Source organism: Pseudomonas sp. HK3 (assembly GCF_052920985.1).
In genome coordinates, this window is sequence record NZ_JBREXD010000001.1 from 744516 (window position 1) to 761032 (window position 16517).

9 protein-coding genes are annotated in these 16517 nt (G+C 42.9%); 2 read left to right on the forward strand and 7 right to left on the reverse strand.

The features are described 5' to 3' along the window. Positions 1-183 precede the first annotated feature (183 nt). The 7 genes from ACU6U9_RS03535 to ACU6U9_RS03565 form a co-directional block, all read right to left on the reverse strand. Positions 184-1392 carry a CDP-archaeol synthase gene (locus ACU6U9_RS03535; RefSeq protein ID WP_446733702.1) on the reverse strand — a complete coding sequence of 403 codons (1209 nt, stop codon included), beginning with the start codon at positions 1390-1392 and terminating at the stop codon, positions 184-186. A gap of 48 nt (positions 1393-1440) precedes the next feature. Beyond that, on the reverse strand, positions 1441-3105 hold the full coding sequence (locus ACU6U9_RS03540; RefSeq protein ID WP_446733703.1) for an AMP-binding protein: 1665 nt from the start codon (positions 3103-3105) through the stop codon (positions 1441-1443). Between the two features lie 22 nt (positions 3106-3127). After that, positions 3128-4240 carry a hypothetical protein gene (locus tag ACU6U9_RS03545; protein ID WP_446733704.1) on the reverse strand — a complete coding sequence of 371 codons (1113 nt, stop codon included), beginning with the start codon at positions 4238-4240 and terminating at the stop codon, positions 3128-3130. Next, complete coding sequence (locus ACU6U9_RS03550) at positions 4241-6976, reverse strand: phosphoenolpyruvate synthase (RefSeq protein ID WP_446733705.1); 2736 nt, start codon at positions 6974-6976, stop codon at positions 4241-4243. 1 nt (position 6977) lies between these two features. Continuing rightward, entirely contained in the window at positions 6978-9731 is a 2754-nt protein-coding gene (locus ACU6U9_RS03555; RefSeq protein ID WP_446733706.1) for a phosphotransferase, read from the reverse strand. 22 nt (positions 9732-9753) lie between these two features. Continuing rightward, a complete protein-coding gene (locus ACU6U9_RS03560) occupies positions 9754-10713 on the reverse strand; it encodes a UbiA family prenyltransferase (RefSeq protein ID WP_446733707.1) in 960 nt (319 codons plus the stop codon). Between the two features lie 595 nt (positions 10714-11308). Continuing rightward, the gene (locus ACU6U9_RS03565; protein ID WP_446733708.1) at positions 11309-12655 is read right to left on the reverse strand and encodes an MFS transporter; all 1347 of its coding nucleotides are present in this window, start codon (positions 12653-12655) and stop codon (positions 11309-11311) included. A gap of 195 nt (positions 12656-12850) precedes the next feature. On the opposite strand from ACU6U9_RS03565, the gene ACU6U9_RS03570 reads away from it, so the two are divergent. Both ACU6U9_RS03570 and uvrA read left to right on the forward strand, forming a co-directional pair. After that, positions 12851-13498 (forward strand): LuxR C-terminal-related transcriptional regulator, encoded by a 648-nt coding sequence (locus tag ACU6U9_RS03570; RefSeq protein ID WP_446733709.1) that lies wholly within the window; start codon positions 12851-12853, stop codon positions 13496-13498. A gap of 130 nt (positions 13499-13628) precedes the next feature. Further along, on the forward strand, positions 13629-16463 hold the full coding sequence (gene uvrA / locus ACU6U9_RS03575; protein WP_446733710.1) for an excinuclease ABC subunit UvrA: 2835 nt from the start codon (positions 13629-13631) through the stop codon (positions 16461-16463). Positions 16464-16517: the final 54 nt, after the last annotated feature.

Sequence of the window (16517 nt, forward strand, 5' to 3'; positions counted from 1 at the left end):
GTTAACTTAGAGCGATTTGTGGGCTGATTATACGTGGCAATTTCATTTTTCGCGATGCCTATTCTAGGATCACATGCAGACCATCCCTCATATTGTCCACTCGCCTCAAAAAACCCTTATTCCATCAGGGTTACACTTAACAGCCCATTAGTTAAGCACTGACGATGAGCCCACTCACCTCACTCAAACAGAGGTGGTTTTTAGCTTTTTATTGAATAGCCACTGTTTAACCAGTAGTGCCGTAATAGGGAACGTGATGACATACAGCCACACCACATCAAATGCGATATCAAATACCAGCCAATAAGCGAGTGTTACTCCAATAGCGGAATCCAACTGATCCAGTGCGATGAACCAGTACTTTTTGTCTGCCGGCACATGCCCGGCTTCGATGCCAATGCGGCGCTTAAAAAAGGAATTGGGGAGTTCACCCAAAATATAGCCCACACCCGCAACAAACCCCAATAGCACTAGATGCCAGCCACTCAATAAAAGCGGCCCCAATAAACCTTGCCCAAATACAAATTCAAACAACATCTCTAATGGGTATAAACAAGCACCACCCAATGCCGTTAATGTCGGCACCAGTATTACACCGCGCCATGTTTTGTTGGCGCCAAACCAGTTACGCTGAATCGGAATAGCCAGCATGCTCAAATCATTGCGAGTAACCATCAGCATGTGCAAAACACCGCCAATAACCACAGGGATCTGTAAATACAGAGCCAGCAGTAATATATTTAAAGGCGACTGCCCACCAAACTGCTGTAACTCAAGTAAAGCAAAAACGGCAAAGCCTGTTATGGTCAAACATAAAATTTGGGCTAAAGAGCGGAATTTAAAAAAGGGCTTAGAGACCACCATATAAAAACTAAACACAAACAGCATGATCGCCAATAATATGTGGGCAACATACAAACCAAATACTGTTTCGCTCAACATTGCTCCTGCTAAAATAAAGACACTCCAAAAAACAGGCATGCCCAAATAGCTCAAGCTTTTATTACCATCATCACTATTGGTTTCAACATTACCAATTTGATTAAATACCGATAACCGCACACTGCCTGCTGCGATCATTAATAATATAAAGGCACAATAGTAACCATCGAATCCCCATTGCAGCATCATCACTGTCGGTGCCACTAAGTAAATGAGCATATCCATAAAGCCATCAAGGTAACGGCCAAATTCTCGCTCTAAGCCATATTTACGCGCCAGCATGCCATCAAGCGCATCTGCCGTCATGGCCACAAACAATAGCGCCATGGCAAAATAGAGGTGATATTTCATCGCGCACATTATCGAAAAAAATGTGGTGATCACACTCGACAGCGTTAGCAGGTCAATTCGATTCAAGCGCACGATAAATAAGGGGGACTTACTACTCATAATTTTTAACTACCAACACAGAGCACAACTTAAAAATGTTTTTCATCTTTAGCGGCTGGTTTTTTGTAATGTATTACGTAACGTAACGCGATCTATTTTACTATTATGTCGGCCGTCCACGGACATACATGCAATAACGTTCACATGAATATCAACAATACCGGCTGACGTTAATACGTTATCAACTTTGTTTTGCATTACACCTGAAAGTGGTTGTATACGTTGCTGTGTTGTTTCAACAAAAAGATGCAGTTCATCATCAACACTGATTAATGCCGTACGCGATATGCCTTCGATGTTGTCCAGTGCTTGCTCTAGTGGATAAGGTTGTATGATATTGCCATCAATTGATAACGTATCATTTACTCGTCCCGTTAACCAAAGCCGCCCTAGCCCATCTAAAAAACCAGAATCGCCTGTGCGATGCCAAACCGAATATTGATTACTTTGAACACCTGCCACACGTTGAATCTTGTTTTCCGCATTGGCACTGGGGTTATCAACGTACTGTTTTAATACATGCTCGCCACTGACTAATATTTCGCCCACGCCACCATACGGTACGGCTTGCTTTAAAAGATCATCCTCGCGAAGCGTACCTTTGGGAATATTTGCAATTAATATTTCGATTTGCTCAGCTGGCTTACCAACTAAATAACCAAGCTGCTGATCACAATGCGCTAAATATTCTTTGATTTCGATCGATGCAATGGGTTCGGCTTCTGTGGAGCCATAAACAATACGAGAATAGGCATTTGGAAAGGCCACTAAAATTCCCTTCGCTAATTCAACCGATACAGTCGCTCCCCCTACTACCAATGTTTTCACACTGGCATTCATTTCATTATGCTTAATTGCATAATCCACTAAGGCTTGAATATACGCAGGAGCCCCGCTAAGACGGGTTATGTTAAATTGTTGAAGTTGCTGCAGTACCTGTGCGGCATCCACTTTAGCCGGCTCAGCAAGATCCACTTTTGGCATAACTGTCGTCATGCCACAACTTAAATTATGCAATACCATGACAGGAAAACACGGGCTATCAATATCGGTTTCACTATCTGGCCAATGATCCCTAATCGCCAAGTGCTGCTGAATTAAACTGTAGTGGGTTCGGTCTGCGCCTTTTGGTCGGCCAGTGCTGCCAGAGGTAAAAGAGATAAGACCATGATCGGTATCGCTTTGTTTGATTGATTCAATTTCGCTATGCTTCTCACTTAGCTTTATCGCATTTAATTGGGTGGTTAATGAGTGATAACCAAACCCTTTTGCATCAATCGCTAAACGATCTAATTTCCACATAGGCGGAATTAACCAAAACCATTTTAATAATGCTTTCATGCTAATAATGGCGCGGGCATTTGAATCTTCAATGGCCATTTTAATTTTTTCACGCCCCATGCCGGTATCAATAAAGACAGGTGTCATGCCTAACGCTAACAGCGATAGTGCAATGGCATACAATTGGCTACTTGGCTTAATGATGACAATAATACGATCATTCGTTCGCCAGCCTTTTGTACGCCACAATGCTTGGTACGCTTTGATAGCGTCGGCTAGCTGCCCATAACTAAGACGCTCTTCATGGGTGCATACGGTTTTATCCATATGACTAATATGCAATGCTAATTTATTTGGGTGGGACTGGCTATGCTGAATAAAGCGTTGAACAAAATTATCATCCAGTTGATTTTTGTCATACGATAACGTCATTAAATCTTCCATAATATATTGATCACAACGCCTTTTCGAATAAGGCATAGTGACGCTCGACCGGCCCCACTTTTGCGTAATGAATCGAGTGATTGTCTTCTCGTACCATAGCCCCCGATATATGCTCATAATATTCTTGTGACCAAACGGTTAGCTGCATACTCATAATGGTAAACAAGCCGCTAGAACGATACTTAGGATGTATACCACCTGTTTTTGCCAACGCTAAACGAGGCTTTGAAAGTAGCGGGAAATGCTCATTATAATTAATGTCACCCACACTGATCCCAGAACCCGACTGATTAACCAGCTCAGAATAATCTGGGTACACTAAAAAGAAGCCCGCAATATCACCCTGTTCGTCGCGCACTAAAACCGATGTATTAGGGCACAGTTTTTTTGCGAAGCTTTCACCACATTGCGTACGAAAGTTGCTTTCCGTTATGGGTGTGTAGGCAAAATTTTGTTTAAAGATCATATCCACTAGAGGATACAGCTGATCTAGATTGTTCATCCATGCTTTGCCATCGAGTTTCTCGATCGAAAACGGGCCCAGCGAATTATCTTGTAGATGTTGCAGTGCTTTATTTAACGGTGCTTGCATTTGTACCGCTAATGAACGGCAATCTTCATGAATAAACGATGCGTATCCGTACTTAGTGTCGTAGCCTAATTGTTTTAAAAAATCAGGGTAATAACTAGGATTGGCAGGCTCGCCTATAAACGGCTTGTTTTCAAAGCCGTCAATGCGTAACCGATTTTCACCATACGTAGAAAAGTTGATTGGTCCATACACTCTTTGTGCACCTTGATCACTGGCCCATCGTTCAAACTCGGCAAACAGCTTGGTGTTCGCCTCAAGATCATCCTGGGTTTCCCAAAAACCAAAATACGCAACCTGTTCATTTTCGATTAAATGGTGCGGATTATAAAACGCCACTAACCGCGCACAATCCGGCACTAAAAACACTTGTGCTTGTGCGTGATCAAAGTAAGCGTTTGTCTCACTAAATTGCTGACGGATGAGCGTTTTATTTTCTGGGATCCAAAATGGATTATCAGCATATACCTGCATTGCTATGTCAAAAAAGTCATCGGGCAAAGGTTGATCTGTCGTCCATTGAAGATTCAACATTTAAGACTCCGATAACCGTTCAATCGTGCCCGTAACGCCGTTCATACGAATGATTTCTTGGTCTTTTAAAATCTTAGTTAATTCGGGCACACCCACAATAGCCGGAATGCCTAACTCTCGTGCAACCACTGCAGAATGCGAAAGGGTTGATCCACGTTCAACAATAATACCGCCGGCCGTTGGAAATAACGGCGCCCAACCTGGGTCCGTTCTAACGGTACACAATATCTGTCCCGCTAAATTAAGCTCATCATCGGGCGAGAATATCAAACGAATTTTTTCTTCTACGATACCCGGATAACACCCTGTGCCCACCAAGTGTGACGCATCAAGATCAACGGCATCACCGGACTGATATGGGTATTCAAATGCGTTGTTACAAAATACAGCGCCCTTGGTCCAAAAATGATGAGGAAGATCATTCGCCTCGTAAGATGCAAACTCTTCTTTTCTTGCCGCAACCAAGGGAGGTAAATTTGCTTGTACCGAACGGCCATCTTTATAGGCATAGATTTCTTCAAGCGTTAAATAAAAGACATCGCGTGGGCTATTAAGCTTGCCATAAAATGAAAGCTGCTCGCCGATTTCGGCATAGATATCACGATACAGCCCAAACATACGCGTACGTGCTAAGCGCATATTCTCACGATTACGAATGGCATCGCGTAATGATGACAAATCTTTATTGAATTTCGTTAATGCACGTCCACCCAATTTTTTACGAATAATAGGGATAACCGCTTCTTCGGCTTCACTTCTGAATTTGGCTTCATTGGCGGCTAATGTCGCTAAGGTTAAATCCGGTTTTGCTAAAAAGTTTTTTAGAACCGCAAACATAAATGACGAGTCTTGACGTAACGTAATCGACTCAAGCTTTAATTCACCCATAGTACGATCACCATAAAACTCGATGTAAGTCATGCACTGTTGATAAAAGTCCGCATCTTCCGTTTGAATAACACTTAATAAAACAGCGTTTTTCGTGGCTAATATGCGTTTTTCAAGTTCACCATTTTGGCGAATATAATCACACATTTTCAGCAAGTACTTGGTGGGCTCGGTGCTTTCAATGCCTTCTTCGCCAGACAATAAGTTATTTTGAATGACCTCTGGGTTTTCAATGCCTACTTTTTCTAACCAGCGATGCACTCGACCATTCATCATCATGACGTAAAAATCATTTACAATCGGCGTTGTCCAATTTTCTAACAACTGTTTATCTAAGCGGCGACTTTCACTGATTAATTGACCTATGGTTAAGGTATGCAATGACTCACGCTTAACCGACTGATATTCACGCTGAAACATCTCACGAAACTCATGCACTAATTTATCCATATTGCGAAAACGCGTAAACATAGAATAAAGCGCACGAAATACTTGAGGCAATTTTTTGATTTTTTGTGGCAGGCTTAAGGTTTGATTTTGAACCAGATCAACTGGGTCTGTTAGACCCATCATCCGCTCCATGTCCGATTTATTTTGCTTAAATGACGGTAAAAATAACAGGCCACGATACCAATTATTAATATTGTAATAAACACGGCCATTAATTAAACCAAGCATGTTTTCCAACATACTTTGATGCTCTTGTACAACCGATTCCCTTACACCTAATAAACGTAAAGTTTGTTCATACACGGTTTTATAAGCACGATTCGCAAAGCTAAATGTAAGCGGCGTGGTCACACCACAGTAGGACTCTTGGATATTTGAGTTATCCCAAACTACCACGTCGTCTTCATCAGAATTAAGCGGCGGTAATGATGTCACCGGTCGAGCCTGCAATATATAAAACTGGCCATCCTTTAAACACCATTCAATATCCAGTGGTGTTTTATAGGTTTCAGAAATACTACGGCCCAAATCACGCAGCGTTAATACTTGCTGCTCATCTAAACTTGATACTTCTTGTTTTGACGCTTCGACAGGGACTTCTGTCGCACCATTGGAAGCACCGCTATCAAAGACAAAGGCGCTGTCTTTGACATTAACTTGTGTATTAATTTCATCGCTAAACAAACCCACGGTTGTTTCATCGGTATTACACACACCCGATACAATGCCTTCACCGCAACCCCAAGTAGATGAAATCATTGCTTGCTTACGATTACCGGTTGCGGGATTAGCGGTAAACATAACGCCCGAAACATCTGCATCAACCATTTCTTGTAAAATAATCGCTGCGCGAATATCCGTCAGACCCAAGCCATTATGTATGCGATAAGCAAGCGCACGATGATTAAACGCACTCTGCATCACTTTAATGATGGATTCAAAAACCGCTTTTTCACCTTTTTGATACAAATACGAATCCATTTGTCCCGCAAAAGAGGCATTTTCAGCATCTTCACCCACAACCGATGAACGCACTGCCAACGAGGCATGGCTTAAAATATTCTCAGGTAGGCTGTCACGAATGAGTTGCTGTATTTCAGCCGTTAACGGTAAACGCCCCAAAGCATGCTGAATACTAGAAGCGATTTTTGCAATCGCCTCGTTATTAACACCACCCTGTGCATTATCACCGGCTAACTGTTGCAACTGCTCATCAAGCCAGTTTTCAATATCCAGCTCTTTTAATTGCTGAGAAAAGCAAGCGGTGGTAAGCACCCACCACTTTGGTACGGGCAATCCTTGACGCGATAACAATGCTAAGTTTTTAGCTTTACCACCGAGTAATGATTCATCTTCTTTAACCGCTTGAGCAGAGTTTAAAAATAATGGAAACGTCATATTATTGCTCTACTTTTTCATTTTCTTTTTCATTCTCAAACAGCACTTCGTTATCCAGTAACTGCCTAAACGTTGCGAGCATGCGTGCCATAAATTCATAATGCCTAAAGGTATGCACCATGATGTACATCTGCACACGGCACACGACTAAATCCCACAAACACAAAGTAAAACCACGTCGCCATTGTTTTGCATCAATCGCGATGCCGCTTAACGCTTGCAACTCTATTCGGTGCTGTTCAATATATGATTCAACATCTTCTACTTTAAAATCGGATTGCAGTGTAAATACCAACAACTCAGCCAAATCGTGTTGTGGTAAATGAATGGTGGCCAACTCCCAGTCATAGGCGCACAAACTTAACGCTCCGCTGTTCGCATTCCGGCGAAACGCAATATTGCGAGGGTTAAAATCATTATGAATAAGCGTTTTTGGCATCGCATCAATTTCGCTATACCAATCTTTCAAGCTATACACCTTGTCGCGAAAACGCGCCATGTCGGCGTCGGTAAACCACTCTGGGAATTCTTCTGCGCTATGCGCGCCTAGCATTTCCCACAATCGAATCTTCTCTTGCATGTTTTCACAAGTGGGTGCATCGATGACCCAATCTTTTTCGGCGAGTTCCGCTTCTTTTCCGTACCAAATAGAATGCACTTCCGCGATGCCGCTAATCGCCACTTGGATGTGTTCGGCCGTCCAACCTGAAGTATCATTTGCGCTGTCCATTAGCTCCATGTCTTCCATCAGCTCTTGAACTAAAACATACGCTTCTCGGCTATCATCTTGCCAGGCCATATAAGTCGTTGGGGCATTATTCACAAAACGAGGGTCTGTTTGAGACATAACCGCTAGCTCTCGTTTATGGCAACCACTGAAGCCTATGTGGTTTTTAAACTCGTTATAAGCGTGGGCTAAACGTGCATCGCACATTGCAGCAACACTGTTGAGCATTAAAATCACTTCACTATCCAGTGGCTTCACTTTAACCATGACATTAATAGGGTCAGGTAAACCCGCCAGCGTTAGTGCATAGGGAAAGTGTCCCACTAGTTTATTTATTTTATGATCGGTAAGCTCAGTAATAATACTGCTGCCTTTCGATTCGATCTTTAACGGTTGAGCCTGCTCAACCATAATATTATTGCGTCCGTAATACGATTGCATTGAACGCGTAAAGAATTGATCATTGAAGTCACTTAACTTCAACCATTCAACTGGACGATTACGCCCTAATTTTTCATGGGCTCGAGCAAACTGATCACTGGCAATTGCTGACAATGTCGAAAGATCTAAAGCCAAACAAAAGCTTGCAATAATTTCGGCTAATTTATGCGCGCAACCTGGGCCAGCACAGCCAATTAATTCTAAGCACTCTTTTTGCTGCGCAAGGCTTGTCCCGCCACCCACGCTGCCGACAACTAAGCTGGGGAGCCTTAACGTTGCGGATACTTCATTATCTTTTGTCAATTCTAAATATAACTGCCCAATAGAGGACTCGTGCACACACGCAATATCTTGCCCTGTTGCGGTAAACATCGCACCAATCACATTGGCAATATTGATGTTCATACCCACCATGCCAGATGCAATACTGCCGCTATTAAATCGATTATAAGCGGAGAATAATTGCTCAGGTGTTACCTTTAACACCTTTCGACATACCTCTTCAGTCAATAAGCACTCCGCCATCACTCGAATACCACGCCCTCTTAAGAACGAGTTATAAGTGACTTTTTTATCATTCGATAAATTGGCTTCAATCATGAAATTTTCGATTTGGATATGATCAAAAAAACTCATCTGTGAAAGAATCCACTGACACGCCTGCCAAGTGCAGGTTGTCGTCATATTTTGACCCGCAGCATCTCCTGTTTCGTACGCAAATTCCATGTGCAAAGTACGACCCATGAGTTCGCTTTTAATTTCAACTAAGTCAGCATAATTTGAATACTTACGGGTTTGCTCTGCGATTTCGGAATAGTGATCTTTCACCCATTGATCAAGAAATAACGCGGATGATAAATCAGATAAAACAAAAATAGGGGCGCGTAACATACGCTGCCCAATCACTCTAACATTCACACCACCTGATCGAGATAACGCCGTCGCACCACGTGTGGCCGAGGCTAACAGTGCGCCTTCCGTTGTTGCCATGGGTGCATAGTAAAGGCCATCAGCATGGGTGCCTTTAATATGTAATGGGCCTGCGATCCCAACCGGAATTTCAACCGAGCCAACCAATGCTTCTATGTTACTAACCAATGCAACCGGATCAAGTGTTGTTTGCGCGACCTTTTCAAGCTGCGCGCCTGTTGTCTTGCGAATATAGGCCAGCCGCTCTTGCCTAGCGTCTTCTGTATATAAACCACGAGCAGGCACTTTTGGCAGAGTAAACTCGGTATGGTTAACAGCATGATCCGTCGTGGGCTTTTGACGTAAAATATAACTAATTTCCCACAATGTACGATGGGTGTCAGCATCACCATCATGGCCAAATACCAAATGGGTTTTGTGGCCTTTGGTGGTTCGGTTAGTTAAGAGAAGATGCTTAAATTCAAATATATGATCCAGTATCACAACCGTGATTTTATCTACTTTATCGTGAACAATATGTTCAAACACATTTTCACATACAACGGACAAATCTTTTTTTGATACATCGATTGCTTCAGCTTGCCATTTTTTATCACCGTGCTGAATATAAACACACGCTCTATATTCTTTTGCAAACGTATGTCGGGCCGAATGCATTACCAGATTTTCCTTTTTCATCTTAAATCAAACTCCCTGTCATACCATTTTCGAGTAATGCTGCGATAATTATGATGCAATACCCAAGCAACATATTAATACCAACCGCCGCTTCATTTTTTTCACGCCCTTTAATTGTTGCGTCCTCTATAAATTTCATCACCTGACGTATTGCAACGCCATACATTAAAATCAAAGGAATCAAGAACCAAACAAAATGGCTAACCTCTAGCGATACCAACAATGCAATTTGAGATAACAACATCATAGAAATAAGCGTCATTACAATGTACGCAGATCCTTTTGTGCCAAATATCCTAGAGTAGGAGTCAACCGTATCACGCTCTTCTTCTACGCCTTTTGTTTTACGTGTGATTTCAAAACAAAAACCACTAATAAATGCTAATACCATCATGATCATTAATGGCTCACTCAACACCACATCAGGAACAGCTAAATGCGCAAGCCAATAAACGATTAATGGCATAATAAGCATATGAGAAAAGGCATAAAGGGTTAAACGTTTTTCTAACCATTCGCCGCAAAAAAACTCAGCGCCCATTAAGCATAAATACACAAACATGATCAGCCAACTAATGGTGGCTGCGCCTACTGAAAACTGATCGATATATAATGAAAATAATAACTGAACAACAATGGATATAACGGCTAATACTTTCAAATTACCCAGTGTAATTAAGCCGCTTTGCAGAACACGTTGCGGGTGATTAAGGACATCCAGTGCATAGTCTTTATGCTCATCAAAAATTCGAATAACAAGAAACAGACTCCAGGTAATCGCACACGAAAATAAATCCATTAGATTTACACTGATCGCACCTTCCGCACCGGATCGAACAACCGCCGCACTGGTTAAGTATAAAATAAAAAATAACAGTGCATTTTTGAATGGAAAACGTTCATCCATCCACGCGAAGATACGCGCGGTTAAAGCGCTATTCATGGTAACTGGAGCAGTCATTGCCGTACTTCCTTTTACTTACTAGAGGCAGCGTCATCATTGATGATGGATACGCTTTAAATTAAATTTTTAGATTAGAAATTGAAAAGACATCATTTACTTAATGCATATATAGATTTTTACAGTAGTTTGTTTCATCGCACATTTACTGTGCGCAGCGCTTAAGAAGCCTGCTCACATTTAACGCATCCGACCTGCAATACCATTAAGCTCAAATCTTCCTGAATATGATAAGTGGCACAGCCATAGTGCATCAACTCTAAAAGGTCATTGAAATGCTGCGCTAGTCACTATCGGCCAACCAACACTATTTTGATATGAGGGATTTTGCAAGGAAAATATCGTCAAACAATCTAATCATAATCAATTAGTCGTAATAAAAGAGTCATCAGCAGGCTTTAATAAAAACGATACCGCGGATTAAATTTAGACGTTTTTTAGCTTAAACATATTAACTAAACACCTATCAACACACGCAATAAAAAATGAGATGATTCAACGCACTAATCAACAAAATGGGTAAAATGAATGACAAAATTCAGGAGGGATGCTCCCATAAAAATCGACTGAATATTTGCCAATTTTTATGAGTCAATTAAAGATTAATTTGTTTTAGCTTTAGCGGGTCAAAAATTTTACTGTCTACCTTTAAATACGCCGCTTTTTCTTGCAGAATAACAATGACTTCAGACACACCAGGTAAATCCAACAACTGATGCTCTATGTCAGGTGCATTACTAGAGTCAGTATCAACCAGCTTTACCATATAGCTCATAAGGTGCTGCGGCTTATCCATACTCGCCACAAGTAACAACCAGATTATTAGTAAGGGCACCATACCCCAAAACACAGCACTTAAGCCGTAATACTGACTTAGGAATCCGCCCAGTAAACCACCGACAAACGCCCCAAGAAATTGACTTGTACTATACACGCCCATGGCACTGCCCTTGAACCCCGCAGGTGCAAATTTACTCACTAACGACGGCAAGCTAGCTTCAAGTATATTAAAGGCAACAAAAAACAACCATAAAGCAAAACTAATCCCCATCACTGATCCAAGCTCAAACCCTAACAAAACAACACTGAAGGTAAGCAAGGCAACGGCAATAAACAGGACTTGTTTCATTTTTTTCTTTTTCTCACCCACAATAATAAATGGCACCATCATTAAAAATGCCACCAACATCACAGGTAAATACACCTTCCAGTGCTCAGCTTGCAATAAACCTGCTTCAACCAACGCAACAGGTAACGCAACAAAACAAGCCACTAACACGGCGTGCAATACAAAAATACCAAAGCTCAATCTTAGAATTTGTTTATCTTTAAATACATCACCTAATTGAGAAATAAATGCACGTACATCCCGTGAACGTACTTGCTGCCTAGGCGTCGGCACAACCACAATCAATAGCACAATGGCAAAAAGAGATAACACACCTGTGAGCATAAACAGGCCAGATAATCCCATCCATGAGGCTAGTAGTGGACCAACCACCATCGCCAAGGTAAAAGACAAACCTATGCTGGCACCAATACTGGCCATGGCTTTTGTGCGATTTTCTTCACGAGTAAGGTCTGTCATTAAGGCCATCAGAGTACTGGCAACCGCACCTGCGCCCTGTAAGGCTCGCCCCAAAATCAACAACCAAATATCGTCCGCCATGGCCGCTAAAGCACTGCCCAAACTAAACAGCGCCAAACCGAGAATAATAACGGGCTTACGACCGATACGATCAGACCACACACCAAAAGGCAGTTGCAAACAGGCCTGAGTAAGACCATATACGCCAATAGCCACGCCCACTAACGAGGCACTGGCGCCTTGGTAGTCCTGTGCAAAGAGCGCCAACACAGGCAGCACCATGAACAAACCAAACATACGTAAGGCATAGATCAATGCGAGCGTTGTAACAGTACGGGTTTCTAATGGGGACATGAACAAAACAACATGGAAAAAAGAGCGGCATTTTAGCAATCCAAGGCTGTCATGAGTACCCCTAACCCCAATGAGAAGAAAAATTAAACTTTTTTCACCTAAAAGTGCAATCTATCTAATCAGATGGGTGTCATTTTGCACATTTTTCTCTACAATGACTGCCATTCTGTTAACTATCTGCAAGGAATGCTAGATATGACGTCCGCATCGCAAAGACTTTGGCTCATCGGTCCTAAGAACATTCAAAACTCATTACTTCTGGGTTATTTGCAGCAAAACATCAATTACAGCTGCGCGATCATGGACCCTTACACCCAAGCCGATAATCAACATATACAACCCAACCATTTCATATGCTTAGATGCCTCAGGTTTAAACTACGAGCGTTATCAGCAAGTTCTTGAGTGGTTACCCCGTGAAAATAAAGTCTTCTTTATCAACTTAGATCATGACAAAGAACACGAGCGCCTTTTACAGTGGCCTAACGTGTGCGGCTTCTTTTATAAAGGCAACAGCCATACACATATTAGCCACGGTTTAGCCTCTATCGTGAACGGAGAACTTTGGTTCAGCCGTAAATTGCTTAGCCGCTTTGTGGCCAGTAATCGCAAGAGCCCAAGTAAAATACCAGACAGCATCTATGCGCTAACCAAGCGAGAAAAACAGATTCTTAACTTAAGTGCCAGCGGCGCAAAAAACTCAGAAATCGCTGAAGCCCTTAATGTGAGCACCCATACCGTCAAAACTCACATGTATAATTTATTCAAAAAAATTGATGTCAGCAACCGTATTCAAGCCATCAATTGGGCAAAAGAACACCTGCCAACTCAGGACGTTGCTTAGCACAAATTGGATCACCCCCCCTACTGGCACTAAGTGTTCTCTTAGTGCCAACAATTACCTTTATTAGTAGTGCAGCCAAGCCAATTTGAAACGGGTACAATGCTCATTTTTGCCTTGGCGTAGATCGAATATGGATACCATCTTGGTTCGCGGTGCTCGCACCCATAATCTTAAAAATATCGACCTAGACATTCCCCGTGACAAGCTAGTGGTAATCACTGGCTTATCCGGTTCAGGTAAATCATCATTGGCCTTTGATACGCTATACGCTGAGGGCCAACGCCGCTATGTAGAGAGTCTCTCTACCTATGCACGCCAGTTTCTATCTATGATGGAAAAACCCGATGTAGACCATATTGAAGGTTTAAGTCCGGCCATTTCTATCGAACAAAAATCAACCAGTCATAACCCTAGGTCAACCGTTGGCACCGTCACAGAGATTTATGATTACCTGCGCTTATTATTTGCCCGTGCAGGCGAGCCACGCTGCCCTGATCACGGCGAAGTATTAGATGCGCAAACCGTTAGCCAAATGGTTGATCAAATCACCAGTTTAGATGAAGGCACTAAACTCATGATTCTTGCTCCCATGATTAACGATCGAAAGGGTGAGCACCTGCATTTATTCGAACAACTGCGCAGCCAAGGCTTTGTGCGTGTGCGCGTTGATGGCATCGTCGTCGACATGGACGACATCCCTGAACTCGACAAAAACAAAAAACACACCATTGAAGTGGTCATCGATCGCATAAAAGTGCGCAAAGGTTTAGAGCAGCGCTTAGCCGAGTCATTAGAAACCGCGCTAGAGCTAACTGGCGGCACCGCAACAGCCTGCGGTATGGACGATAACAGCAAACTAGAAATATTATTTTCATCTCAATTTGCCTGCCCTATGTGTGGGTATAGCATTACCGACCTTGAGCCACGCATGTTCTCTTTCAATAACCCAGCTGGTGCCTGTGGTACGTGTGACGGTTTAGGCGTGGATCAATATTTTGATCCAGACAAAATCATAGTCGATGAGACCCTAACATTAGGTGAAGGCGCCATTCGCGGCTGGGATCGTCGCACCATTTATTATTTTCAAATGCTTTCAAGTGTTGCCGATCATTATGGCTTCAACATGGATACGCCTTTTAAAAAACTGAGCAAAAAAAATCGCAACGCGATTCTTTTCGGGACAGGCGAGCAAGACATTGAGTTCAACTATGTCAACAGCCGTGGCGATACCGTGATCAAAGAGCACCCTTTCGAAGGCGTGATTCCAAACTTACAACGCCGTTACCATGAAACTGACAGCGCGATGGTACGCGAAGATTTATCAAAATTATTATCGGTACAACCCTGCCCTAGCTGTGAAGGCAGTCGCTTAAAGCAAGCGTCACGTAATGTGTTTGTGGATAACCATAACATTGCCGACCTAACCGCAATGCCCATTGGCCCTGCGTTAAAGTACTTCCAAAAAATGAAGTTACCTGGGCGCAAAGGTGAGATTGCGAAAAAAATCCAAAAAGAAATTCAAGATCGCTTACACTTTTTGGTAAACGTTGGTTTGGATTATTTATCCCTAGAACGCAGCGCCGATACGCTATCGGGTGGTGAAGCTCAGCGGATTCGCCTAGCCAGTCAAATTGGTGCAGGCCTTGTAGGCGTTATGTATATTTTGGATGAACCCTCTATCGGGCTACATCAACGCGATAACGACCGCCTACTAAAAACACTTGAACACCTGCGTGACCTTGGTAATACCGTTATTGTGGTTGAGCACGATGAAGATGCGATTCGCGCGGCTGATTACATTATAGATATAGGCCCTGGAGCCGGCGTACACGGCGGTGAAGTTATCTTTGCTGGCCTGCCTAAAAATATTGGTAAGTGTAAAGAATCCATCACGGGGCAATATATTACTGGTACCCGTGAAATTGCCGTGCCTAAAAATCGCACACCGATCAACGAAGACAAACAACTGGTGTTAACGGGTGCAACGGGGAATAACCTTGCCGATACCACGCTGAAAATTCCAGTGGGATTATTCACCTGTGTAACTGGTGTATCGGGCAGTGGTAAATCGACGCTAATCAATCAAACCTTATACCCACTTGCCGCCACCGCATTGAATAACGCAAGCACCTTAAAAGCTGCGCCATATAAAACGGTTGAAGGCATGGATCACTTCGACAAATGTGTCGATATAGACCAAAGCCCAATCGGGCGCACACCTCGCTCTAACCCTGCAACCTACACGGGTATTTTCACCGCCGTACGTGATTTATTTACAGGCACAGAAGAGTCGCGCTCTCGTGGCTATAAAGCGGGTCGCTTTAGTTTTAACGTCAAAGGTGGTCGCTGTGAAGCCTGCCAGGGCGACGGTGTTATCAAGGTAGAAATGCATTTCTTAGCCGATGTGTATGTGCCATGTGATGTGTGCCACGGCAAACGTTACAACCGCGAAACATTAGACATTCGCTACAAAGGCAAAAACATTCATGAAGTGCTAGACATGACAGTGGAAGAAGGCCTTGAGTTTTTCGAAGCCATCCCAGCACTGAAGCGTAAATTGCAAACCCTAATGGATGTAGGTTTAACCTATGTTCGCTTAGGGCAAAACGCCACTACATTATCTGGCGGCGAAGCGCAGCGTGTGAAACTGGCAAAAGAATTAAGCAAGCGCGATACGGGCCAAACATTGTACATATTAGATGAGCCAACCACAGGCTTGCACTTCCATGATATTCAACAATTACTGGATGTACTGCACCGTCTGCGTGACCATGGTAATACCATCGTTGTGATTGAACATAACCTCGATGTAATCAAAACCGCAGACTGGGTGATTGACCTAGGTCCGGAAGGCGGTTCAGGTGGCGGACAAATTGTTGCACAAGGCACGCCCGAAAGCGTTGCAAAAGTGAAAGGTAGCCACACGGCTAAGTTCTTAAAGCCAATGTTAAAACCTAAAGCGTAAGAGACAGGCAACGTGTGAATTTTAAATCAGTCGGATTTAATTAACGGCTTCGAG

What these genes read in the sequence shown, in the direction of transcription:
- ACU6U9_RS03535 (WP_446733702.1), bottom strand. Translation starts at nt 1,392, where the DNA reads ATGAGTAGTAAGTCCCCCTTATTTATCGTGCGCTTGAATCGAATTGAC.
- ACU6U9_RS03540 (WP_446733703.1), bottom strand. Translation starts at nt 3,105, where the DNA reads ATGACGTTATCGTATGACAAAAATCAACTGGATGATAATTTTGTTCAA.
- ACU6U9_RS03545 (WP_446733704.1), bottom strand. Translation starts at nt 4,240, where the DNA reads ATGTTGAATCTTCAATGGACGACAGATCAACCTTTGCCCGATGACTTT.
- ACU6U9_RS03550 (WP_446733705.1), bottom strand. Translation starts at nt 6,976, where the DNA reads ATGACGTTTCCATTATTTTTAAACTCTGCTCAAGCGGTTAAAGAAGAT.
- ACU6U9_RS03555 (WP_446733706.1), bottom strand. Translation starts at nt 9,731, where the DNA reads ATGCATTCGGCCCGACATACGTTTGCAAAAGAATATAGAGCGTGTGTT.
- ACU6U9_RS03560 (WP_446733707.1), bottom strand. Translation starts at nt 10,713, where the DNA reads ATGACTGCTCCAGTTACCATGAATAGCGCTTTAACCGCGCGTATCTTC.
- ACU6U9_RS03565 (WP_446733708.1), bottom strand. Translation starts at nt 12,655, where the DNA reads ATGTCCCCATTAGAAACCCGTACTGTTACAACGCTCGCATTGATCTAT.
- ACU6U9_RS03570 (WP_446733709.1), top strand. Translation starts at nt 12,851, where the DNA reads ATGACGTCCGCATCGCAAAGACTTTGGCTCATCGGTCCTAAGAACATT.
- uvrA (WP_446733710.1), top strand. Translation starts at nt 13,629, where the DNA reads ATGGATACCATCTTGGTTCGCGGTGCTCGCACCCATAATCTTAAAAAT.